Below are 20378 nucleotides of genomic sequence, written 5' to 3'. Positions count from 1 at the left end.
GGCCGGGGGCGCTTCGCCCCCCGGACCCCCCGAGGGTATTTGGAAAACGGAGAAAGCCTGTCAGCGCAGCTTCAGCGTCGCAAGCCCGATCAGCGCCAGGATCAGCGCGATGATCCAGAAGCGGATGACGATCTGCGCCTCGCCCCAGCCCTTCTTCTCGAAATGGTGGTGGATCGGGGCCATCAGGAAGACGCGCTTGCCGGTGCGCTTGAAATAGAGCACCTGGATGATGACGCTGAGCGCCTCGACCACGAAAAGCCCGCCGACGATGGCCAGGACGATCTCGTGCTTGGTGACCACCGCGATGGCGCCCAGCGCGCCGCCGAGCGCGAGGCTGCCGGTATCGCCCATGAAGACCGCGGCGGGGGGGGCGTTATACCACAGGAAACCCAGCCCGCCGCCGATCAGCGCCGCGACGAAGACCGCAAGCTCGCCGGTGCCGGGCACGAAATGCACGCCCAGGTAATTGGCGAAATTCGCGTTGCCGACCATATAGGCGATCACCGCGAAGCTGCCCGCGGCGATCATCACCGGCATGATCGCCAGCCCGTCCAGCCCGTCGGTCAGGTTCACCGCATTGGCCGCGCCCAGGATAACCAGCACCGCGAAGGGCACGTAGAGCAGGCCCAGGTTGATCAGCGCATCCTTGAAGAAGGGCAGCGCCAGTTCGCCGCTTAGCGCCGCCGGATGGGCCCAGGCGGCCGCCGCGCCGGCGGCGGCGGCGATGCCAAGCCCGATCAGCAGCCGCACCTTGCCCGAGAGCCCCGCGTGATGCTGCTTCGTGACCTTGGCATAGTCGTCGGCAAAGCCGATGGCGGCGAAGCCCAGCGTGACCAGCAGCACGATCCAGACATAGCCGTTGTCGAGCCGCGCCCAGAGCAATGTGCCGATGGTCAGTGCGGCCAGGATCAAGAGCCCCCCCATGGTCGGGGTGCCGGCCTTGGAGAAATGGTTTTCCGGCCCGTCGTCGCGGATCGGCTGGCCCTTTTTCTGCTTGCGGCGCAAGAGGTCGATCAGCGGCCGGCCGAAGAAGAAGCCGAAGAGCAGCGCCGTGAAGAAGGCGCCCCCGGCGCGGAAGGTGATATAGCGGAAAAGGTTGAAGAAATCCCCGCCGTCGGAGAGGTTCGTGAGCCAATAGAGCATTACGCTGTCCTTTCGCCAGGCGTCGTGCTTTGGCGCGTCCGCCGCAGCGCGTCAACCACCGTCGAGACCTTGGAGGACTTCGAACCCTTCACGAGCACGATATCGCCGGGCGCGACCAGCTCCCGGGCGCGCTCGGCCAGTTCGGCGGCACTCTCGGCATGCTGCCCGCGACGGGCCTGAGGCAGCGCCTCGTGCAGGGCGCGCATGCGCGGGCCGGCGGTATGGACCAGGTCCACCGCCTCCATGGCGGGATCCGCGGCCATGCCGGCATGGAGCGCGATCTCGTCGGGCCCCAGTTCCAGCATGTCGCCCAGGATCGCCACCCGGCGCCCGCCGGTCAGCCGCGCCAGCGTCGCAAGCCCGGCCGAAAGCGAGGTGGGGTTGGAGTTATAGGCATCGTCGATCAGCCGGATGCCACCCAGATCCTCGACCGCGCCGCGGCCCAGCGGCGGGCGCCAGTCGGAAAGGCGTGCCGCCGCCTGCGCCAGGTCGGCCCCCGCGGCCGAGAGCGCCGCCAGAACGCCGACCGCGTTCATGACGAAATGCGTGCCGGCCGTTGCCAGGGTGAAATCCACCGCCTCGCCCAGCACGCGGGCGCGGACCCGGGTCGCGCCGTCCGCGGTCTCGGCTGTCAGCGGCCGGGCCATGCCCTGCTGGCCGAAACCGATGACGATGGCGCCCGCTTCATCCGCGCAGTCGCGCAGAATCTGGGTGACAGGCAGATCTTCGGGCAGGATGGCGGTGCCCGGCTGGATCAGCCCGCGGAAGATCGCGCCCTTCTCGCGGGCGATGCCCTCGATGGCGCCGAAGGCTTCCAGATGCGCTGCGGCGACGGTGGTGATCATGGCGACATGCGGGCGGGCGAGGCGGGCCAGCGGCTCGATCTCGCCCGGATGGTTCATGCCGATCTCGATGATGGCGAAATCGGTGTCCTGGGGCATGCGCGCCAGCGTCAACGGCACGCCCCAATGGTTGTTGTAGCTGGCCTCGGCCGCATGGATTTGCCCCTGCCCGGCCAGCGCGATGCGCGCCATCTCCTTGGTCGAGGTCTTGCCGACCGAGCCGGTGATGGCGATGACCTTGCCGCCCATCCGGGCGCGGCCGGCGCGGCCAAGTGCCTCCAGCGCCGGCAGGACATCGGGAACGACCAACAGCGGGGCATCGTCGGCAACGCCATGGGGGATGCGGCTGACCAGCGCGGCGCCGGCGCCCTTCTGCAAGGCCTGGGCGACGAAATCGTGGCCGTCGCGGGCCGCTTGCAGGGCGATGAACAGATCGCCCGGCCGGATCGTCCGCGTGTCGATGGAAACGCCCGTGACCGCGAAGTCGCGGGTGGCGCGGCCGCCGGTCGCGGCGACGGCATCCTGCGAGGTCCAGAGCGTCATATCTTGCCATCCAGCGCCGCGACGGCCACCGAGGCCTGCTCGGCATCGTCGAAGGGATAAACGTCGTTGCCGATGATCTGGCCGGTCTCGTGGCCCTTGCCGGCGATCAGCAGCGCATCGCCGGGCTGCAAGGCATCGACGCCGCGCAGGATCGCCTCGGCGCGGTCGCCGACCTCGATGGCATCGGGACCGGCGCCGGCCAGCACCTCGGCGCGGATCGCGGCCGGGTCTTCGCTGCGGGGGTTGTCGTCGGTCACATAGACCAGGTCGGCGAATTGCCGCGCCGCCTCGCCCATCAGCGGGCGCTTCAGGCGGTCGCGGTCGCCGCCGGCGCCGAAGACCACGATGATGCGGCCCATGACATGCGGGCGCAGGCTTTGCAGGGCCGAGGCCAAGGCGCCGGGCTTGTGGCTGTAATCGACGAAGACCGCCGCGCCGTTTTCCCGCACCGCCGCCAGTTCCATGCGGCCGCGCACCGTGGTCAGGCCGGGCAGGGTCTCGATCACCCGCGCCGCCTCGTCTCCGGCGGCGATGGCCAGGCCGGCGGCGGCCAGAACGTTTTCCGCCTGGAAGCCGCCGATCAGCGCCAGCCGCACCAGATGCGCCTGCCCGCGGAAGCTGAAGCGCAGATCCTGGCCGGTGGCATCGTAGCGTTGCCCAAGGATGCGCAGGTCGGCCGACCCGTCCTTACCGACCCTCATCAGCGCCAGGCCGCGTTCGCGCGCGATCTGCGCCATCTGCCGGCCGCGCGGGTCGTCGATATTGACGACCGCCCCGGCGCCCTCGTCCAGCAGGTGATCGAAAAGCAGCGCCTTGGCGGCGAAATATTCGTCGAAGTCCTTGTGATAATCCAGGTGGTCCTGGCTGAAATTGGTGAATGCGCCGGCCTTCAGCCGCACCCCGTCCAGCCGGCGCTGGTCAAGCCCGTGCGAACTGGCCTCCATCGCCGCATGGGTGACGCCCGCTTCCGCCGCCTCGGCCAGCACCCGGTGCAGGGTGATCGGCTCGGGCGTGGTATGGGCCAGCTTGGCCTGGTAGTCGCCCTGCACCCCCATGGTGCCCAGGCTGATCGCCCTGTGCCCCAGCGCCTGCCAGATCTGCCGGGTGAAGGTCGCGACCGAGGTCTTGCCCGAGGTGCCGGTGACGGCGACCATGGTCTCGGGCTGGGCAGCGAACCACAGTGCGGCGGCTCCGGCCAGCGCGGCGCGGGGATCCTCGGCCACGACCAGCGCGGCATCGGCACCCGCCAGCACCTCGGCGGCGATCTCGGCCCCCTTGCGGTCGGTCAGGATCGCGCCCGCCCCCTGGCGCAGCGCATATTGGATGAACTCGCCCCCATGCGCGGCCGAGCCCGGCAGCGCCGCGAACAGATGGCCCGGCCTGACCTGCCGCGAATCGACGGCAAGACCCGTTATCTCGGGGTCGCGCCCCTTGTCCCCCCTCAGCCCCAGAAGGGACAGCCGCATCGCCCGCTCGGTCACGAAGCCTCCGCTCATCAGTTCGAGACGAGCTTTAGCCGATCCGGCAAAGGCCGTTCAACCATCGGCAGCTGCGTTTCCGTGCTGGGACGCAGGCCCAGCAGCGGCGCAACGCGGCGGATCACCTCGGCCGCTACCGGGGCCGAGGTGGCGCCCGCGGTCCGGCTTTCTCCGCCGGGACCGATGGTCGAGGGCTCGTCCAGCGACAGCACCAGCACATATTGCGGATCGCTGGCCGGGAATACCGAGGCGAAGGTCGAGACCACCTTGTTGCCGTAATAGCCCCCCGTCGGGCGCGGCTTGTCGGCGGTGCCGGTCTTGCCCGCGACCTCGTAGCCCTCGACATTGGCGCTGCGGCCGCTGCCGCGGACGACGACCTGGCGCAGCATCTGCACGGCGATATGCGCGGCCTCGGACGACAGCACCTGCTCGCCGCCGCGCGGGCGGCGGTCGTGAATCAGCGTCGGCATCACCCGCTTGCCGCCATTCGCGACAGTCGCATAGGCCGCGGCCAGATGCAGCGGGCTGGCCGCCAGCCCGTGCCCGAAGGCCACGGTGGCCGAGGTCACGGCCGGCCAGCGTTTCGGCACCAGCGGCTTGCCGGTCGGCGCCTCGCTCATCTCGATCGGGGTCGGCTCGAAGAAGCCCAGCTTTTCCAGGAAATCCCTCTGCCGCTCGGCGCCCAGCAGCTGGGCCACGCGGACGGTGCCGACGTTCGAGGACTTCACGATGATGTCCGTCACCGAAAGCGTGCCGTAATTATGGCCGCGGAACTCGTTGATCAGGTATTTGCCGATCTTCATCGGCGCCTTGGCGTTGATCATCGTGGCCGGGCTGACCAGCTTGAGGTCGATGGCCTGCGCCACCGGGAAGATCTTGAAGGTCGAACCCAGCTCGTATTGCCCCTGCACCGCGCGGTTGAACAGCGGGCTGTCCGAGGGATCGCCCTTGAGCAGCGGCCGCGGCCGGTCGTTGGGGTCGAAATCGGGCAGGCTGGCCATGGCGAGGATCTCGCCGGTCTTGACCTCCATCAGGATGCCGGTGGCGCCCTTGGCGTTCATGACCTTCATGCCGTTGCCCAGCACCTCCTCCATGGCGGCCTGGACGGTCAGGTCCAGCGACAGCGCCAGCGGCGCGCCGTCATTGGCCGGATCGCGCAGCCAGTGGTCGAAGGCCTTTTCGACGCCGGCGACGCCGACGACCTCGGCGCTCGCCACGTCCTCCTTGCCGAAGGTGGCGCCGCCAAGGATATGGGCGGCGATATGGCCGTTCGGGTAAAGCCGCATCTCGCGCGGGCCGAACAGCAGGCCCGGCTCGCCGATGTCATGGACGGCCTGCATCTGCTCGGGGCTGATCTTCTTCTTGATCCAGACGAAGGTGCGCTTGCCGGTGAAATCCTTGTTGAGCCGCTCGATATCCAGGTCGGGGAAGATGCGGACCAGTTCGCGCGCCGCGCGCTCGGGCTCGACCATCTGCTGCGGATGGGCGTAAAGCGAATGGGTCAGCAGGTTGGTGGCCAGAACCCGGCCGTGCCGGTCGGTGATGTCGGCGCGTTGCGAGATGATCTGCGCGCCGGTGGTCTGCACCCGCGGTTCGCTGGGCTGGCTGGCGGCCAGCACGCCCATCTTTGCGCCCACGGTGCCAAAGGCCAGCGCGAAGGCGCAGGACATGAAGAACAGCCGGGTGCGGGCGCTGCCGCGCGCGCTTTCCTGGATCGCGGCATGTCTCTGGGCGCGGTTCGCGGCCTCGATGGCATCGGGATTCTCGCCGGTTTCGCGGGCGCGAAGGATGCGGGCCAGCGGGCGCAGCGGGGTGCGGATCATGGCGTGCTCTCCTGTGGTCTGCGGGGCGGGAAGCCGGCGGGACGTTCGACCGGCAGGTCGGCATCCGTGCCGGGGGCGGGCTGGAACAGCTTGGGCGCCGGGAAGGCCACCTGCCCCACGTCCACGAACTGGTCGGAGCCGAAGGGCACCAGCTTCAGCCGCTCGAAATTCAGGTCGACCAGCTGGCGCAGGCGCTCGGGCCGGTTCAGATAGGCCCATTCCGCGCGCAGCACGCCCAGATCCTCGCGCAGCCGGCCGATCTGGCGCTGGATGTCGCTCATCTCGCTGATGGCGGCCTGGGTGCGATAGTTCTCGCGATAGGCCCAGAAGGCCAGACCCATCACCGAAAGCGCGGTCAGAAGGTAAAGCACCGAACGCATTACGCCCCCCTTTCGGACAGCAGCGGCAGGCCCAGGGCCGCCGGATCGACCCGGCCAGCCGGCGCCGCGGTGCGGATGCCGACGCGCAAAAGCGCCGAGCGCGCGCGCGGATTCGCCGCCAGTTCGGCCTCGTCGGCGCCGATGGCTCGGCGGAAGGGCAGCGTGAAGGCCGGCTCCTCGCGCGCGGCCTCGGGCGCGTAGCGGCTGCCGCCGCCAGCGCTGTTCGAGCGCGCCTGCATGAACCGCTTGACGATGCGATCCTCGAGCGAGTGGAAACTGACCACGGCCAGCTTGCCGCCCGGCCGCAGCGCCCGTTCGGCCGCGGCAAGCCCGGCGACCAGCTGGCCGAATTCGTCGTTCACCCAGATGCGGATCGCCTGGAAGGCGCGGGTCGAGGGGTGGCTCTGTCCCGGCTTCGGCCGCGGCAGGCAGCCGGCAACGATGTCCGAAAGCTGGCCAGTGCGGCTCAGCGGCCGGGCAGCGACGATGGCCTTGGCGATGCGGCGCGAGGCGCGTTCCTCGCCGTAAAGATACAGCACGTCGGCGATGACCTGCTCGGGCGCCGTGTTCAGCAGGTCGGCCGCCGAGGGACCGTCGCCGCCCATGCGCATGTCCAGGGGGCCGTCGCGCAGAAAGGAAAAGCCGCGCTCGGGCTGGTCGAGCTGCATCGAGCTGACGCCCAGGTCCAGCACCACGCCGTCGACCGGCCCGCCGGCCAGCCTGTCGAGGTCCGAGAACGTGCCCTGGACCAGCCGCAGCCGGTCGCCGTATTCGCCCGCCCAGGCTTCGGCCATGCGAAAGACCGCCGGGTCGCGGTCGATGCCGATCACCCGGTCGGCGCCCTGTTCCAGCAGGCCGCGGGCATAGCCGCCGGCGCCGAAGGTGCCGTCGACCCAGGTGCCCTGCACAGGCTGAACGGCCCGCAACAGCGGGCCAAGCAGGACGGGGATATGCGGCGCCTCGGCCATGCCCTAGCCCTCGTCCTTCGCCGCGGCGGGGGCCAGCAGCGACAGCGGATCGGCGCCCGGCTCCAGTTCCGGCACGCGGGCCTCCAGCGCGCGTTCTTCCTCGGCATAGGCCTCGGGGGTCCAGACCTTCAGGCTGTCGCCGGCCGAGATGAAGAAGGCGCTGTCGGTCAGGCCGATCTTCTCGCGCAGCTTCTGCGGCAGGACCAGGCGGCCGTCGCCGTCGATCTCGGCCTCGTCGGCATGGCCCTGGTAGATGTTTTCCAGGAGGTTGCGGGCGGCCGAGCCGCGCGGCATGCGGGCGATGCCCTCTTCGATCTCCTCCATCGCCTCGATGGTGAAAAGCTGCAGCCAGTTCCAGTCGCGGGTGCCGTAGACGATGACCAGTTGCGCGCGCTTGCCGGCCTGCCAGTCGGGATCGGAGGCTTCAAAGACCCGGCGGAACTTGGCCGGGATGGAAACGCGGCCCTTCGCGTCCACCTTGACCTCTTCCGACCCTCTGAAACGGCGTGCCAAGGGCGCGCCCTCCTTTCACTGTCCCGACCTTTCCGGTCTTGCCGAAAAGGAAAGGCGGACCGGGCTGCTGCCACTGCCCGATCCGCCGCCCTCGTTCCCATCTCTGGGCCCCGTAGTTTCGGGGATCGCGCCCTGCGTTTCGCGCCACCTGGGGGAGGTGCTGCTCGCGCGCCGCAGGGGTCGTTCGGAAACGGGTTGCCTGTATGAAAGCTGCTTGTCGCCTTTGGGGTCTTGCTGCCCCTTGAGCCCGTTCCGTGAACCAAGGGATGCCATGGGATTTCATGGGACGCAATGGATTTGTTTGGTCGCGGCACCAGCACAGGCGGGCTCTTGCCGGCGAACACGGCGCGAACAAATTCACAACCGCGCGACAAGAGGGGAAGGTATCGGATGCAGGGATAAAGGAGACACTAAATATGGTATGCTGGCGGGATGTGGCAAATAAATCCCACCATTTCCCGGAATCGTCCCCCAAGCTCCCCTCAAGCGGCGATTCTTCCACCGAAAAGGACGAAAGCTTGCGGATTCGGCTGGCCTTCACAAGCACTCACGCCGCGGTGATTCGGAATCCGGGACCCATTCCCATGTTTTCCCGGACCCGTTCCCGTGATTTCCCGAACGGGTCCGAAAGGCCGGGTCAGGCCATGCCGCCGGCGATCAGGCGCTCGGCCAGCCGGGCGAAGGATTGCGCCGCCGGGCCGTCACCGGCCGCGATCGGCGTGCCGGCATCGCCCGCAAGCCGCAGGTCGAGGTTCAGCGGGATCTCGCCCAGGAAGGGCAGCCCCAGCGCCGCCGCCTCGGCAGCGACGCCGCCATGGCCGAACAGATGCGCCTCATGGCCGCAATTCGGGCAGATATAGGTGGACATGTTCTCGACCAGCCCCAGCACCGGGGTCTGGAGCTTGCCGAACATGTCGATGGCGCGACGGGCGTCGATCAGCGCCACGTCCTGCGGGGTCGAGACGATGATCGCCCCGCTGACCTGCGCCTTCTGGCACAAGGACAGCTGCACGTCGCCAGTGCCGGGCGGCAGGTCGACCAGCAGCACGTCCAGCTCGCCCCATTTCACCTGGTTCAGCATCTGCTGCAGCGCGCCCATCAGCATCGGGCCGCGCCAGACCACGGCCTCGCCTTCCTTCATCATCAGGCCCAGCGACATGACGGTCACGCCATGGGCGTGCAGCGGCTCGATCATCTGGCCGTCGCTGGTCGGGCGCTGCCCGGTCAGGCCCAGCATCCGCGGCTGCGAGGGGCCGTAGATATCCGCATCCAGCAGCCCGACCCGCCGCCCCTTGCGCGCCAGCGCCACCGCCAGGTTCGAGGTCAGCGTGGATTTCCCGACCCCGCCCTTGCCCGAGCCGATGGCCAGGATCCGTGCCACGCCGCTGACCGGGGCCGGCCCCGCCTGGGGCGTCGGGTGGCGGCCGATCTTGAGACTGGGCGGCGCCTCGCCGCCCGAGCGCGCCGCAACCTGCGGCGCCGCGCCGCGCGGTGCGGCGGGGGCGGTGGTGACGATCTGCACCTTCTCGACCCCCGGCAGGGCGGAAAGCCGGCGCTGCGCCTCGGCCTCGACCGGGGCCAGCGCGCGGGCGGAACCGGCATCCGCCGCCTCGATGACGAATCGCACCACGCCCGATTCGACGTTGAGCGCACGCACCAGATCGGCAGAAACCAGGTTGCCGCCGCCCGGAACCGCGATCTGGGCAAGTTCCGCAAGCACACGTTCCCGTGAGATGGTCATGGCTACCCCCGCATCAAAGCGCCCGCAGCATCGCAATTCGCGCGGGGATGGGCAAGCCGGGCTTGCGGGCTGATAACGCTAACCCCCTGTGACCCCGCGTAAAATACGACCGATCCGCTAGAGAAACTTGATCGAGCTTGTAAAAGGCCTGAAAAATTCACGGATTATTAACGAGTTGACCCCGAAGCCCAGAAACAGCCATGCCGATTCTGCATAGCAGCATCTCGCCCGCAGCCATTGTGCAGATGCAGAAAAGGGCCCATGTTCGTCTCAACAGCGCGACAGGGAAAACCGACCGCGCCATCCGCAAGACGAAAGAGTGAATGAAATGGCTGTTCTCGATCTGATCCATGGCGGTATGCACCGCAACGACATCGCCGGCAACGGCGCGATCGCGAAATTCGTGGCCAATCTGCGTGACCACATGGCCCGCCGGGCGGTCTATCGCCAGACCCTGCGCGAACTGGGCGAGCTGTCCAACCGCGAACTGGCCGATCTGGGGCTGAGCCGCAGCAATATCCGCAGCGTGGCTTACGAAGCCGCCTGGGGCACGAAGTAAGCGAATAGAACACCCGACCCACTCCTCCTCCCTTGGGTCCGGGTTCAGGCGGCATCCTCCCTCCTCCTCCCTGAGGATGCCGCCGCCAGATACGGTGAAGCCTCTCCTCCTCCCTGGGCTTCACGGTGCAGGCGGCTCCCCCTCCTCCCTGGGGATGCCGCCAAGAATACCGCCGCAAGGCGGAACGGAATGCGACGGTCCTCTCCTCCTCCCTGGGACCGTCAGCACGCGGTAATGGCCTCCTCCTCCCCGCCATTGCCGCACCCTATACGGCGAGACCCCTCCTCCTCCCTGGGTCTCGCGGTCCGGCGGCAGCCTCTCTCCTCCTCCCGGAGGCGCCGCCAAACCGACACGGCGAAGCCCCCTCCTCCCTGGGCTTCCCGTTCTGCGCGGCGCCCTCCCCTCCTCCTCCCTGGAGGGCGCCGCCAAAACACCGCCGCAAGGCGGAACGGAATGCGACGGTCCTCTCCTCCTCCCTGGGACCGGCAGCACGCGGTAATGGCCTCCTCCTCCCTGCCATTGCCGCGCCCCATACGCGGCCCCTCCTCCTCCCTGGGCCAGCGTTGCGCGGCGGTGCCCCCTCCTCCTCCCTGGGCACCGCCGCTTTTCATTTCCGGGCCATCGGGTTAATCGCGGGACATGTTGTCCTATCAGCACGCCTATCACGCCGGAAACCTGGCCGACCTGCACAAGCACGCGCTGCTGGCCTGGATGCTGGCCTATCTGACCGCCAAGCCCAAGCCGCTGAGCTATCTGGAAACCCATGCCGGGCGCGGGCTCTACGACCTGGCAGCACCCGAGGCCGAAAAGACCGGCGAGGCAGCGGCGGGCATCACCCGCGCCCTGTCCGAGGATTGGCTGGCCGCGGATCACCCGCTGCGCCTTGCCCTGGACGCGGTGCGTGCCCGCCATGGCGCCACGGCCTATCCCGGCTCGCCGCTGATCGCGCGGCATTTCCTGCGGCCGGGCGACGTGGCGCATCTGGCCGAGCTGCACCCGGCCGAACACGCGGCCCTGGCCGAGGTCGCGGGCTTTGCGCATCTGCACCGGCAGGACGGGTTCCAGATGGCGCAGGCGATCTGCCCGCCCATGCCGCGGCGCGGGTTGCTGCTGATCGACCCGAGCTATGAGGTCAAGGCCGATTACGACGCCATCCCGCGCCATGTCGCCCAGCTGGCGCGCAAGTGGAATGTCGGCGTGATCGCGCTGTGGTATCCGATCCTGGCCGATCTCCGCCATGCGCCCATGGTCGAGGCGCTGCGCCGCAACCATCCCGAGGCGCTGCTGTCCGAGCTGCGGTTCCCGCCGGCACGGCCGGGCCATGGCATGATCGGCTCGGGCATGGTGGTGCTGAACCCGCCTTACGGCCTGGCCGAGGAGGCCCGGCGGATCGAGGCGCTGTTCTAGGGCCGTGAAGGGGGGACTTCGCGTCCCCCGCCCGCCGCAGACGCGGCGGCCTCCCCCTGCGGGATATTTGGACAAGGAAGAAGCCAGGAACAGGCCAGCGCCGCGGCCATGCGCCGGTCGGTTTCGTCCTCGGGGCCGTCGGCCCAGGGGCGGAAACGCAGGCGGAAGGCGGCAAGCCGCGCCGGTTCGTCCGGATAGCCGATGCGGGACAGGCTCTCGGCCAAGGACAGGTCGGCGCCCGATCCATCCGGCCAGACCGCCAACCCCTGCAAGGCCAGCCGGCGCCAGTCGAAGCGCGGGCCGGGGTCGATCTTGCGCCCCGGCGCCATGTCGGAATGGGCGATCACGCCCTCGGGCCCGATGGACCAGCGCGCCATGATGGCGCCCAGCAGCCTCTCCAGCGCCGCCATCTGCGGCTCGGGAAAGGGACGGTCGCCGGGATTGACCAGCTCGATGCCGATGCTGCGCGAATTGACGTCCTCGCGCCCCTGCCAGGAGCCGGCGCCCGCGTGCCAGGCGCGGCGATCCTCGGGGACGAGCGCCTCGGTCGTCCCGTCCTCATGGACCAGCCAATGCGCGCTGACCTCGGCCTCGGGGTCGCAGAGCCGGGCGCGGGCCGAAGGCCCGTCCGCCATGCCGGTATAATGGAGCACGACCAGCGAGGGCCGCTGCCCGCGCCGGTCGCCGTGATTGGGCGAAGGGCTCAAAGCCCGGATTGGCGCAGCGGGCGCGGATCCCAGCCGCAAACGAAACCGTCGCCGTCAGGATCCAGCCCGCGCGGGTCGATCACCGGCCCCCCCGCCGCGAGGAAGGCGCTTTGCGCCACGTCGGCGCTGGCATAGCTGCGGCAGGCCCGCGCCGCCGCCGATTCGGAACTGCCGCTGCGCTGGTATTTGCGCGTGCCCGGCGCCTGGCTTTCCTGCTGCGCATAACGCACCAGCGAGGGCGTCGCGGCCTGAGCCGCCGCCGGTGCCCCAGCCGGCGGAGACGCTGTGGCGGGGGCAGGCACGGGACGGGCGGCAGCCGAAGCGCGCGGCTTGGCTGCCGTCCCGGCGATCTGGGCCGCGGTGGGCGCCTGCGCCGGCAAGGCGATCGGGATCACCTTGGGCACCGGACCCTTGCCATGCAGCGCGACCTCGCGCGCCTGCAGGTATTCCGCATAGGGCGAACCATTGTGCATGGCGCTGTAATTCGGGTTCCAGCCCGTATTCTCGCCGCAGCCGGCCAGGGCAAGAACGGGGCCAAGCAGGGCCAGGATCGCCAGGTTCCGCATCATTCTCTCCGGTTTGAGGCCGCTCACCACCAGCGCGAGGGCTTCGCCGCAAATCCTGCCGCAGATTCGAGGCCCTGCGCAAGGTTCAAGAGCCCGCCTTCGTCCCAGGGCCGGCCAATCAGCTGCATTCCCAGCGGCAGGCCCTGCCGGTCCAGCCCCACCGGCACCGAAATCCCCGGCAGTCCGGCCAGGTTCACCGTGACGGTAAAGACGTCGTTGAGATACATCTCGACCGGATCCTTGCCCGACATCTCGCCCAGGCCAAAGGCGGCGCTGGGGGTGGCGGGCGTCAGGATCGCGTCGATGCCATCGGCAAAGACCTGGTCGAAGTCGCGCTTGATCAGCGCGCGGACCTTGCGGGCGCGGTTGTAATAGGCGTCGTAGAAGCCCGCCGACAGCACATAGGTGCCGATCATCACCCGGCGCTGCACCTCGGGGCCGAAGCCCTCGGCGCGGGTCTTTTCATACATCTCGACCACGCCGTCGCCGGCGCCCAGCTTCGCGCGGCGGCCATAGCGCACCCCGTCATAGCGCGCGAGGTTCGACGAGGCCTCGGCCGGCGCGATGACGTAATAGGCCGGCAGCGCGTATTTCGTATGCGGCAGGGTGATGTCCACCACCTCGGCGCCGGCATCGCGCAGCATCTCGGCCGCCTGGTGCCAGAGCGCGTCGATCTCGTCCGACATGCCTTCCATGCGGTATTCGCGCGGAATGCCGATGCGACGCCCGCGGATGTCGCCGGTCAGCGCCGCCTCGTAATCCGGCACCGGGCGCTCGGCACTGGTCGAGTCCTTGGCATCGACCGAGGCCATGGCGCCCAGCATGATCGCCGCGTCGCGCACCGATTTCGTCATCGGCCCGGCCTGGTCCAGCGAGCTGGCAAAGGCGATGACGCCCCAGCGGCTGACCCGGCCATAGGTCGGCTTCAGCCCCACCGTGCCGGTGAAGGCCGCCGGCTGGCGGATCGAGCCGCCGGTATCGGTGCCGGTCGCGGCCAGGCACAGGTCCGCCGCCACCGCCGCCGCCGAACCGCCCGAGGAACCGCCCGGCGTCAGCTGCCGGTCGTCGACCTTCCACGGGTTGACCACCGGGCCGTAGCAGGCACTCTCGTTGGAAGAGCCCATGGCGAATTCGTCCATGCTGAGCTTGCCCAGCATGACCGCGCCGGCATCCCACAGGTTCTGCGTCACCGTCGATTCATATTGCGGCAGGAAGCCTTCCAGGATCCGGCTCGCAGCCTGCGACGGCACGTCGCGGGTGCAGAACAGATCCTTGATGCCCAGCGGGATGCCGCACATGGCGGGCGCGTCGCCCGCGGCGATGCGCTTGTCGGCCGCCGCTGCCATTTCGCGGGCCTTTTCCGGGGTCTTGTGAGAATAGGCGTTCAGCGCGCCGGCGGCGTCGATGGCGCCCAGGCAGGCCTCGGTCAGCTCGGTGCTGGTGAAATCGCCTTTGCGCAGCCCGTCGCGGGCCTCGGCGATGGTCAATTTGTTCAGGTCGCTCATTCCACCACCTTCGGCACGGCAAAGAAGCCCTCGCGCGCATCGGGCGCGTTCTTCAGGATCAGATCCTGCATCTCGCCATCGGTAACGATGTCCTCGCGCCGCTTGAGCCGCATCGGCTCGACCCCGGTCATCGGCTCGACGCCTTCGACATCGACTTCGTTCAGCTGTTCCATGAAATGCAGGATGCCGTTCAGCTCCTGCGCCAGCGCGGGCAGGTCGGCGTCCTTGACCGCAATCCGCGCCAGATGCGCGACCTTGCGGGCTTCGTCCTCGGTGATCGCCATGGGAGGCTCCTTTCGCTTGCGCCGGGTTTTACCGGGGCGGCCGGGGCGGGGCAAGCACTCGCGCAGGCAGAACTTTACGCCCGCCGCCCGGCTTGGCAGGATGCGGCGACGCAAGAAAAAGGAGCCCTCCCATGAAACTGACCTGGCTTGGCCATTCCGGCTTCCGGCTGGAGATAGAACAGGCGGTAATCCTGATCGACCCCTGGCTGTCCGGCAATCCGATGTTCCCCGAGGGCAGCCGCGACCAGGCGATCCGCGGCGCCACCCATATCCTGCTGACCCATGGCCATGGCGACCATACCGGCGACACGCTGTCGATCGCGCGCGAGCTGAAGATCCCGGTCGTCGGCATCTACGACCTGATCAACACCTGGCAGACGCATCAGGACATCGAGGGCATCGGCTTCAACAAGGGCGGCACCGTCGATCTGGGCGGCGCCAAGGTGACGATGGTCAATGCCAGCCATTCCTCGTCCTTCGACGGCAACGAGGGACCGGTCTATGCCGGGCACGAGTCGGGCTACATGATCGCCGGCGAAGGCCATGTGATCTATGTCTCGGGCGATACCGACATCATGGCCGACATGGCGTGGATGGGCGAATATCACCGGCCCGATATCGGCATCCTCTGCGCCGGCGGGCATTTCACCATGGACATGGACCGGGCGGCCTGGGCGGCGCGGAAGTATTTCGACTTCAAGACCGTGATCCCCTGCCATTACAAGACCTTCCCGCTGCTGGCGCAGGATGCCGAGGCGCTGAAGGCCGGCCTGCCGGGCGTGCAGGTGATCGAACCCGAGGTGATGCGGCCGATCTCGCTCTAGCCCGCCCTCAGGGCCAGCGATAGGTGCTGGGTTCCGGTTCTGCCCGCCCCGCAAGCCGGGCCGGCGCGAAGATCTCGACCAGCAGCGGATGACAGGCGGCGGCGTCGCTGGAATGCTCGCTGCCGCAATCGCCGCCCGGACAGGCCGAAAGTCCGCCGATCAGGTCGATCTCGGCGAAGAACTCGATGTGGTCGCCCGGACGCACCGGGCTTGCCTTCATGAAATACTGGCCGGTGTCGCGGGTGAAGCCGGTGCACATGAAGACGTTCAGCACGTCATGCACCAGGGGCTCGGCCTCCTGGCGCGAAAGGCCCAGCTCGGCCATCAGCGCATTGACCAGGTTGGAATGGCAGCAATGGTGGTAGTCCTGCCCGTTCAGCAGGCGATGGGTATAGGGATCGCAGCGCGTGCCGATCACATCATGGACCGAGGCGCCGTATTCGTCGATCCCATACCATTCCAGCGTATCCTCGACCACCGTGGCCATCGGGCGCAGATGCGGAAAGCTGGACCACATGCGATGGCCGCGCGTCAGATGCGTGCCATGCAGGGCACGGGTCTTGCCGGAATAGAACCGCTCACGCGGATCGGCGGCGGACCACAGGTTCAGATCGCCGACCTGCGGCCCCTCGACGCTGGTGATGCGAAAGAAATGCCCGGCCGGGACGTGAAAGCAACGCGCCTCGCGCGGGGGCACCAGGCATTCGCCGGATTTGCGCGCCGTCAGCCGCAGCGCCTGCAAACCGGACAGGTTCGGATCGGGCAGCGTCTCGTTCGGATAGCAGATGACCGGGCGGACAGCCCGGCGTTCGGCAGCGTCTTCGGGAATGATGCAGGTCATGGGGCGATGCTATGCGCGCGGCCGTGGCATCGCAAGCCGCTCTCATCCCGCCTCTCCGCCCTGCCGCATGGGTATTTGGAGAACAGAGAAGCTGGAGATGTGGCCTGGCTTCTCTGTTCTCCAAATACCCAAGAAAGCGCGCAGCAAACGCCTTGCGGGAATGACAAAAGCGCGGCCGGGAAGCCGCGCTGGAAGGCCCGCGCGAGCGGGCAAGGCGCCGCGCTTCAGGCGGCTTGGCGAATGTCGGCTTCCATCGGCATCGGATCGAAGCTGAAATAGCCGTACATCTGCTCCAGCACGGCCAGGGCCACGCGGTCTGCCGACTTGGCCGGCTTCAGCACGGTCAGGTTGGCACTGGGTTTTTGGGTCTCGGCAAGGGTTTTCATCCGAAGGTCTCCGGGTCGAAGTGATGCTCTTCCCCGCCGGAAAAGATAATGCCGCGCCGCAGAAAAATCTACCTCTGCGACGCGGCGTCAAACGGCATATCACGGCATACCGGCCATGACGGCCGTGCAAATCAAACGATCCGGTCCACCATCATGTGCTTGATCGAGGCGATGGCCCTGGCCGGGTTCAACCCTTTGGGGCAGGTGTTGGTGCAGTTCATGATCGTGTGGCAGCGATACAGCTTGAACGGATCCTCAAGCGCATCCAGCCGCTCGCCCGTGGCCTCGTCGCGCGAATCGATGATCCAGCGATAGGCATGCAGCAGGGCCGCCGGGCCCAGGTAGCGGTCGCCGTTCCACCAGTAGCTCGGGCAGGCGGTCGAGCAGCTGGCGCACATCACGCATTCATAGAGGCCGTCCAGCTTCTTGCGGTCCTCGATCGACTGGCGCCATTCCTTGTCGGGGGTCGGCGTCTCGGTGATCAGGTAGGGCTGGACCGAGGCGTGCTGGGCGTAGAAATGCGTCAGGTCGGGCACCAGATCCTTGACCACCGGCATATGCGGCAGCGGATAGATGTTCACGTCCCCCTTGATCTCGTCCATGCCGAAGATGCAGGCCAGATGGTTGCCGCCGTCGATGTTCATCGCGCAGGAGCCGCAGATCCCCTCGCGACAGGAACGGCGGAAGGTCAGCGTCGGGTCGATCTCATTCTTGATCTTGATCAGCGCGTCCAGCACCATGGGCCCGCATTTGTCCATGTCGACGAAATAGGTGTCGATGCGCGGGTTCTCGCCGGTATCGGGATCCCAGCGATAGATGTTGAAGCGGCGGACGTTCGTCGCGCCTTCGGGTTTCGGCCAGGTCTTGCCGACCCGCATGCGGCTGTTCTTGGGAAGGGTAAGTTGGACCATTGGGTAACTCCTGGTGGTCAGGCCGTCATCTTGCGATCAGGCCGTCATGCGGTGGCTTGGGCGGAGGGCGTCAATGCACCCCCCAGCCCGGCTGTTGGTAAAGCGGCCGCGTCGGCATCTGTCCCGAGCGGTTGAGGACGCAGCGGTCGAAGACCTGGGACGGGTCGCGCCCGAGGATCTGGTCCGAGGACAGGTCCACGCTGACGAAACCGCCGCGATAGCCGCCCGAGCCGACCCCCAGCCCGACCTGGGTCCGCGGCGACCGCGCATCCAGCGCCTGGACCATGCAGACGCGCTCGGCCTCGGCGACCGGGATCCGCACCGGCGCGGGCGCGCAGGCCGCCAGCCCCAGCAGAACCGGGGCAAGGCCGGGGCCAATCGCGCCGCGCCAGGCCATCAGGCGGCCCGCTTGGCCGCCGCCGCGGCGCCGGCGATGCATTGCGTGGTCGCCGGGCGGCCGACGATGGCGGCCACCGCATCCCCTGCCCCGGCCGCGCCGGCCTCGGCGATGCTGGCCAGTTCGGCGCTGGTGGCGTTCTGCATCACGCAATCGGTATAGGGCGCGACATTGGCGCCGGGCAGGCGCCGCGCCATCTCGCGGTTGACGACGACGCGCGCCGAGGAACGGATCGCCGCATCCGGCGCGGGGGCCGCGACCGGCGGCAGCGGCGCCGGCGCCATGCCGGGGTTCTGCACCACGCAGCCGGAAAGAGCCAGCGCAGCGGCGGTCAGGATCAGGGGAAGACGCATCAGTAAACCCTCGCTTTGGGTGCGATCTTTTTCAGGTCGATCCCGCCTTCCTCTTGCGTGGTCAGAGGCTCGAGGTGCACGGGCCGATAGGCCAGTTTAACATCGTTGCCTTCGATCCACGCAAGCGAGTGCTTGCGCCAGTTGGCATCATCCCGCTCGGGGTAGTCTTCATGGGCATGGGCGCCGCGGCTTTCCTTGCGCGCCTCGGCGCCGACGATGGTGGCCAGCGCGTTGGGCATCAGGTTGGTCAGCTCCAGCGTCTCCATCAGGTCGCTGTTCCAGATGAGGCTGCGGTCGGTGACCTTCAGGTCGTCCATCTTGGCCGCGATCACCTTCATCTTCTCGACGCCCTCGGCCAGGGTCTTGTCGGTGCGGAACACCGCGGCATCGGCCTGCATGGTGCGCTGCATCTCAAGCCGCAGCTCGGCCGTCGGCACCGAGCCGTTGGCGTTGCGGATGCGGTCGAAGCGGTCCAGCGCCTTGTCCACCTGTTCCTTGTTGGTGCTGGGGATCGCCGCCTTGCGATCGATCACCTGCCCGGCGCGGATCGCCGCGGCGCGGCCGAAGACCACCAGGTCGATCAGCGAGTTCGAGCCCAGCCGGTTCGCGCCATGGACCGAGGCGCAGCCGGCCTCGCCCACCGCCATCAGGCCGGGGAAGACCTGGTCCGGGCTTTCGACGGTCGGGTTCAGCACCTCGCCCCAATAGTTCGTGGGGATGCCGCCCATGTTGTAATGCACCGTCGGCAGGATCGGGATCGGCTCGCGCGTCACATCGACGCCGGCAAAGATCTTGGCCGATTCCGAGATGCCCGGCAGCCGCTCGGCCAGGCTTTCCGGCGGCAGGTGCATCAGGTTCAGATGCATGTGGTCCTTGTTGGGACCGACGCCGCGACCCTCGCGGATCTCGATGGTGATGCAGCGCGAGACCACGTCGCGGCTGGCCAGATCCTTGTAGGTCGGTGCGTAACGCTCCATGAAGCGTTCGCCCTCGCTGTTGGTCAGGTAGCCGCCCTCGCCGCGCGCGCCCTCGGTGATCAGGCAGCCCGAGCCGTAGATGCCGGTCGGATGGAACTGCACGAATTCCATGTCCTGAAGCGGCAGGCCGGCGCGCGCCACCATGCCGCCGCCGTCGCCGGTGCAGGTATGGGCCGAGGTGGCGCTGAAATAGGCCCGGCCATAGCCGCCGGTCGCCAGCACCACCATCTTGGCGTTGAAGACATGGATGGTGCCGTCGTCCAGCTTCCAGCACACCACGCCGGTGCAGGCGCCGTCGGTGATGATCAGGTCGAGGGCGAAATATTCGATGAAGAACTCGGCCTTTTCCTTCAGCGACTGGCCATAGAGCGTGTGCAGGATGGCATGGCCGGTGCGGTCGGCGGCGGCGCAGGTGCGCTGCACCGGCGGGCCTTCGCCGAACTCGGTGGTGTGGCCGCCGAAGGGGCGCTGGTAGATCTTGCCCTCCTCGGTGCGCGAGAAGGGCACGCCGTAATGCTCCAGCTCGTAGACCGCCTTGGGGGCCTCGCGCGCCAGGTATTCCATGGCGTCGGTGTCGCCCAGCCAGTCCGAACCCTTGACGGTGTCATACATGTGCCACTGCCAGTTGTCGGGGCCCATGTTCGACAGCGAGGCGGCGATGCCGCCCTGCGCCGCGACCGTATGCGAGCGGGTCGGAAAGACCTTGGTCACGCAGGCGGTGCGCAGGCCCTGCTCGGCCATGCCCAGCGTCGCGCGCAGGCCCGCGCCACCGGCACCGACGACCACGACATCATATTCGTGCGTTTCGTATTTGTAAGCAGCCATGGCGGAACCTCAGAGGACGACGATCGCGCCAAGGCCCATCCGGGCCAGCGCATAGACGGCGGCGGCGATCACCGCCCAGCCGAAGATGACGGAAAAGATGATGGCCGCCTTGCGGGTGCCACCCTGGAAATAGTCGTCGATCATGATCCGCGTGCCCTTGATGAAGTGGACCATGCCCACGATCACGAACAAAGCGGTGATGAGCGCCGGGAAGGGGCGGCCGAAATAGGCCAGCAGTTGTTCCTGCGACAGGCCGATGGCGCGGGCCACGACGATCATGAACAGCGGCGTCAGCACGGTCAGCGCCACGGCGCTGACGGTCATGGCCCAGTGGTGCTGGGTGCCTTCGTGGGCCGAGCCCAGGCCTTCGGCGGCTTTGCGGGGGGTGATGTAACGCATGATCCC

Annotated in this window: 23 protein-coding genes; 4 read left to right on the top strand and 19 right to left on the bottom strand. The window is 68.2% G+C overall.

Annotated features, from left to right (window positions below; all coding sequences use genetic code 11):
- Positions 1-60: 60 nt before the first annotated feature.
- The 8 genes from mraY to ESD82_RS12410 all read right to left on the bottom strand — a co-directional run bounded on the left by mraY (position 61) and on the right by ESD82_RS12410 (position 9431).
- Positions 61-1143 (bottom strand): phospho-N-acetylmuramoyl-pentapeptide-transferase, encoded by a 1083-nt coding sequence (gene mraY / locus ESD82_RS12445; RefSeq protein ID WP_024842891.1) that lies wholly within the window; start codon positions 1141-1143, stop codon positions 61-63.
- Positions 1143-2528, bottom strand: a complete 1386-nt coding sequence (locus tag ESD82_RS12440; protein WP_147428207.1) for a UDP-N-acetylmuramoyl-tripeptide--D-alanyl-D-alanine ligase — start codon at positions 2526-2528, stop codon at positions 1143-1145. Before ESD82_RS12440 ends, mraY begins: the two co-directional genes overlap by 1 nt.
- The gene (locus tag ESD82_RS12435) at positions 2525-4024 is read right to left on the bottom strand and encodes a UDP-N-acetylmuramoyl-L-alanyl-D-glutamate--2,6-diaminopimelate ligase (protein WP_374327619.1); all 1500 of its coding nucleotides are present in this window, start codon (positions 4022-4024) and stop codon (positions 2525-2527) included. The genes ESD82_RS12440 and ESD82_RS12435 overlap by 4 nt, the downstream gene beginning before the upstream one ends.
- Positions 4024-5829, bottom strand: coding sequence for a peptidoglycan D,D-transpeptidase FtsI family protein (locus ESD82_RS12430; protein ID WP_024842894.1), 1806 nt, complete (start codon positions 5827-5829; stop codon positions 4024-4026). Before ESD82_RS12430 ends, ESD82_RS12435 begins: the two co-directional genes overlap by 1 nt.
- Entirely contained in the window at positions 5826-6209 is a 384-nt protein-coding gene (gene ftsL, locus ESD82_RS12425; protein WP_147428208.1) for a cell division protein FtsL, read from the bottom strand. The genes ESD82_RS12430 and ftsL overlap by 4 nt, the downstream gene beginning before the upstream one ends.
- Positions 6209-7177 carry a 16S rRNA (cytosine(1402)-N(4))-methyltransferase RsmH gene (gene rsmH, locus ESD82_RS12420; protein ID WP_147428209.1) on the bottom strand — a complete coding sequence of 323 codons (969 nt, stop codon included), beginning with the start codon at positions 7175-7177 and terminating at the stop codon, positions 6209-6211. The genes ftsL and rsmH overlap by 1 nt, the downstream gene beginning before the upstream one ends.
- A gap of 3 nt (positions 7178-7180) precedes the next feature.
- Entirely contained in the window at positions 7181-7690 is a 510-nt protein-coding gene (gene mraZ / locus ESD82_RS12415) for a division/cell wall cluster transcriptional repressor MraZ (RefSeq protein WP_024842897.1), read from the bottom strand.
- A gap of 637 nt (positions 7691-8327) precedes the next feature.
- A complete protein-coding gene (locus ESD82_RS12410; RefSeq protein WP_024842898.1) occupies positions 8328-9431 on the bottom strand; it encodes an Mrp/NBP35 family ATP-binding protein in 1104 nt (367 codons plus the stop codon).
- Between the two features lie 200 nt (positions 9432-9631).
- Between ESD82_RS12410 and ESD82_RS22465 the strand changes: the two genes are divergently transcribed.
- The 3 genes from ESD82_RS22465 to rlmJ all read left to right on the top strand — a co-directional run bounded on the left by ESD82_RS22465 (position 9632) and on the right by rlmJ (position 11397).
- Positions 9632-9754 carry a hypothetical protein gene (locus tag ESD82_RS22465; RefSeq protein WP_256233523.1) on the top strand — a complete coding sequence of 41 codons (123 nt, stop codon included), beginning with the start codon at positions 9632-9634 and terminating at the stop codon, positions 9752-9754.
- A gap of 5 nt (positions 9755-9759) precedes the next feature.
- The gene (locus ESD82_RS12405; RefSeq protein WP_024842899.1) at positions 9760-9990 is read left to right on the top strand and encodes a DUF1127 domain-containing protein; all 231 of its coding nucleotides are present in this window, start codon (positions 9760-9762) and stop codon (positions 9988-9990) included.
- A 639-nt stretch (positions 9991-10629) separates the two neighbouring features.
- Entirely contained in the window at positions 10630-11397 is a 768-nt protein-coding gene (rlmJ, locus tag ESD82_RS12400) for a 23S rRNA (adenine(2030)-N(6))-methyltransferase RlmJ (RefSeq protein WP_028709913.1), read from the top strand.
- Here rlmJ and ESD82_RS12395 read toward each other — a convergent pair.
- From ESD82_RS12395 to gatC, 4 genes are read right to left on the bottom strand one after another with little or no spacing between them, the layout of a single operon-like run.
- Positions 11394-12104 (bottom strand): N-acetylmuramoyl-L-alanine amidase, encoded by a 711-nt coding sequence (locus ESD82_RS12395; protein ID WP_231486595.1) that lies wholly within the window; start codon positions 12102-12104, stop codon positions 11394-11396. The two genes, rlmJ and ESD82_RS12395, sit on opposite strands and share 4 nt — an antisense overlap.
- On the bottom strand, positions 12101-12673 hold the full coding sequence (locus ESD82_RS12390) for a hypothetical protein (RefSeq protein ID WP_231486607.1): 573 nt from the start codon (positions 12671-12673) through the stop codon (positions 12101-12103). Before ESD82_RS12390 ends, ESD82_RS12395 begins: the two co-directional genes overlap by 4 nt.
- Before the next feature lie 20 nt (positions 12674-12693).
- Positions 12694-14175, bottom strand: coding sequence for an Asp-tRNA(Asn)/Glu-tRNA(Gln) amidotransferase subunit GatA (gatA, locus tag ESD82_RS12385; RefSeq protein WP_024842901.1), 1482 nt, complete (start codon positions 14173-14175; stop codon positions 12694-12696).
- Entirely contained in the window at positions 14172-14459 is a 288-nt protein-coding gene (gene gatC, locus ESD82_RS12380; protein WP_024842902.1) for an Asp-tRNA(Asn)/Glu-tRNA(Gln) amidotransferase subunit GatC, read from the bottom strand. Before gatC ends, gatA begins: the two co-directional genes overlap by 4 nt.
- Positions 14460-14590: 131 nt before the next feature.
- Here gatC and ESD82_RS12375 point away from each other — a divergent pair, with 131 nt between their 5' ends.
- Positions 14591-15283: a metal-dependent hydrolase gene (locus ESD82_RS12375; protein ID WP_024842903.1), complete on the top strand. Its 693-nt coding sequence runs from the start codon at positions 14591-14593 to the stop codon at positions 15281-15283.
- 7 nt (positions 15284-15290) lie between these two features.
- Here ESD82_RS12375 and ESD82_RS12370 read toward each other — a convergent pair whose 3' ends face one another.
- The 7 genes from ESD82_RS12370 to sdhD all read right to left on the bottom strand — a co-directional run bounded on the left by ESD82_RS12370 (position 15291) and on the right by sdhD (position 20372).
- Positions 15291-16124 (bottom strand): urea carboxylase-associated family protein, encoded by an 834-nt coding sequence (locus tag ESD82_RS12370; RefSeq protein WP_024842904.1) that lies wholly within the window; start codon positions 16122-16124, stop codon positions 15291-15293.
- 224 nt (positions 16125-16348) lie between these two features.
- The gene (locus ESD82_RS21805; protein ID WP_155984333.1) at positions 16349-16510 is read right to left on the bottom strand and encodes a hypothetical protein; all 162 of its coding nucleotides are present in this window, start codon (positions 16508-16510) and stop codon (positions 16349-16351) included.
- A 131-nt stretch (positions 16511-16641) separates the two neighbouring features.
- Entirely contained in the window at positions 16642-17421 is a 780-nt protein-coding gene (locus tag ESD82_RS12365; protein ID WP_024842905.1) for a succinate dehydrogenase iron-sulfur subunit, read from the bottom strand.
- Positions 17422-17491: 70 nt separating this feature from the next.
- Positions 17492-17818 (bottom strand): hypothetical protein, encoded by a 327-nt coding sequence (locus ESD82_RS12360; RefSeq protein ID WP_147428210.1) that lies wholly within the window; start codon positions 17816-17818, stop codon positions 17492-17494.
- The gene (locus ESD82_RS12355) at positions 17818-18171 is read right to left on the bottom strand and encodes a hypothetical protein (RefSeq protein ID WP_024842907.1); all 354 of its coding nucleotides are present in this window, start codon (positions 18169-18171) and stop codon (positions 17818-17820) included. Before ESD82_RS12355 ends, ESD82_RS12360 begins: the two co-directional genes overlap by 1 nt.
- Positions 18171-19973 (bottom strand): succinate dehydrogenase flavoprotein subunit, encoded by a 1803-nt coding sequence (gene sdhA, locus ESD82_RS12350; RefSeq protein ID WP_024842908.1) that lies wholly within the window; start codon positions 19971-19973, stop codon positions 18171-18173. Before sdhA ends, ESD82_RS12355 begins: the two co-directional genes overlap by 1 nt.
- 9 nt (positions 19974-19982) lie before the next feature.
- The gene (sdhD, locus tag ESD82_RS12345; RefSeq protein WP_011746913.1) at positions 19983-20372 is read right to left on the bottom strand and encodes a succinate dehydrogenase, hydrophobic membrane anchor protein; all 390 of its coding nucleotides are present in this window, start codon (positions 20370-20372) and stop codon (positions 19983-19985) included.
- Between the last annotated feature and the right edge of the window lie 6 nt (positions 20373-20378).

Origin of the sequence: Paracoccus pantotrophus (assembly GCF_008824185.1) — a bacterium.
Lineage (GTDB): Bacteria > Pseudomonadota > Alphaproteobacteria > Rhodobacterales > Rhodobacteraceae > Paracoccus > Paracoccus pantotrophus.
Note: the sequence above shows the minus strand (reverse complement) of the source record. Positions and strands in the feature narration are given on the sequence as shown.

Coding starts and splice junctions, on each gene's coding strand:
- mraY (WP_024842891.1), bottom strand. CDS start 1,143: ATGCTCTATTGGCTCACGAACCTCTCCGACGGCGGGGATTTCTTCAAC.
- ESD82_RS12440 (WP_147428207.1), bottom strand. CDS start 2,528: ATGACGCTCTGGACCTCGCAGGATGCCGTCGCCGCGACCGGCGGCCGC.
- ESD82_RS12435 (WP_374327619.1), bottom strand. CDS start 4,024: ATGAGCGGAGGCTTCGTGACCGAGCGGGCGATGCGGCTGTCCCTTCTG.
- ESD82_RS12430 (WP_024842894.1), bottom strand. CDS start 5,829: ATGATCCGCACCCCGCTGCGCCCGCTGGCCCGCATCCTTCGCGCCCGC.
- ftsL (WP_147428208.1), bottom strand. CDS start 6,209: ATGCGTTCGGTGCTTTACCTTCTGACCGCGCTTTCGGTGATGGGTCTG.
- rsmH (WP_147428209.1), bottom strand. CDS start 7,177: ATGGCCGAGGCGCCGCATATCCCCGTCCTGCTTGGCCCGCTGTTGCGG.
- ESD82_RS12410 (WP_024842898.1), bottom strand. CDS start 9,431: ATGACCATCTCACGGGAACGTGTGCTTGCGGAACTTGCCCAGATCGCG.
- ESD82_RS22465 (WP_256233523.1), top strand. CDS start 9,632: ATGCCGATTCTGCATAGCAGCATCTCGCCCGCAGCCATTGTGCAGATG.
- ESD82_RS12405 (WP_024842899.1), top strand. CDS start 9,760: ATGGCTGTTCTCGATCTGATCCATGGCGGTATGCACCGCAACGACATC.
- rlmJ (WP_028709913.1), top strand. CDS start 10,630: ATGTTGTCCTATCAGCACGCCTATCACGCCGGAAACCTGGCCGACCTG.
- ESD82_RS12390 (WP_231486607.1), bottom strand. CDS start 12,673: ATGATGCGGAACCTGGCGATCCTGGCCCTGCTTGGCCCCGTTCTTGCC.
- gatA (WP_024842901.1), bottom strand. CDS start 14,175: ATGAGCGACCTGAACAAATTGACCATCGCCGAGGCCCGCGACGGGCTG.
- gatC (WP_024842902.1), bottom strand. CDS start 14,459: ATGGCGATCACCGAGGACGAAGCCCGCAAGGTCGCGCATCTGGCGCGG.
- ESD82_RS12375 (WP_024842903.1), top strand. CDS start 14,591: ATGAAACTGACCTGGCTTGGCCATTCCGGCTTCCGGCTGGAGATAGAA.
- ESD82_RS12370 (WP_024842904.1), bottom strand. CDS start 16,124: ATGACCTGCATCATTCCCGAAGACGCTGCCGAACGCCGGGCTGTCCGC.
- ESD82_RS21805 (WP_155984333.1), bottom strand. CDS start 16,510: ATGAAAACCCTTGCCGAGACCCAAAAACCCAGTGCCAACCTGACCGTG.
- ESD82_RS12365 (WP_024842905.1), bottom strand. CDS start 17,421: ATGGTCCAACTTACCCTTCCCAAGAACAGCCGCATGCGGGTCGGCAAG.
- ESD82_RS12360 (WP_147428210.1), bottom strand. CDS start 17,818: ATGGCCTGGCGCGGCGCGATTGGCCCCGGCCTTGCCCCGGTTCTGCTG.
- ESD82_RS12355 (WP_024842907.1), bottom strand. CDS start 18,171: ATGCGTCTTCCCCTGATCCTGACCGCCGCTGCGCTGGCTCTTTCCGGC.
- sdhA (WP_024842908.1), bottom strand. CDS start 19,973: ATGGCTGCTTACAAATACGAAACGCACGAATATGATGTCGTGGTCGTC.
- sdhD (WP_011746913.1), bottom strand. CDS start 20,372: ATGCGTTACATCACCCCCCGCAAAGCCGCCGAAGGCCTGGGCTCGGCC.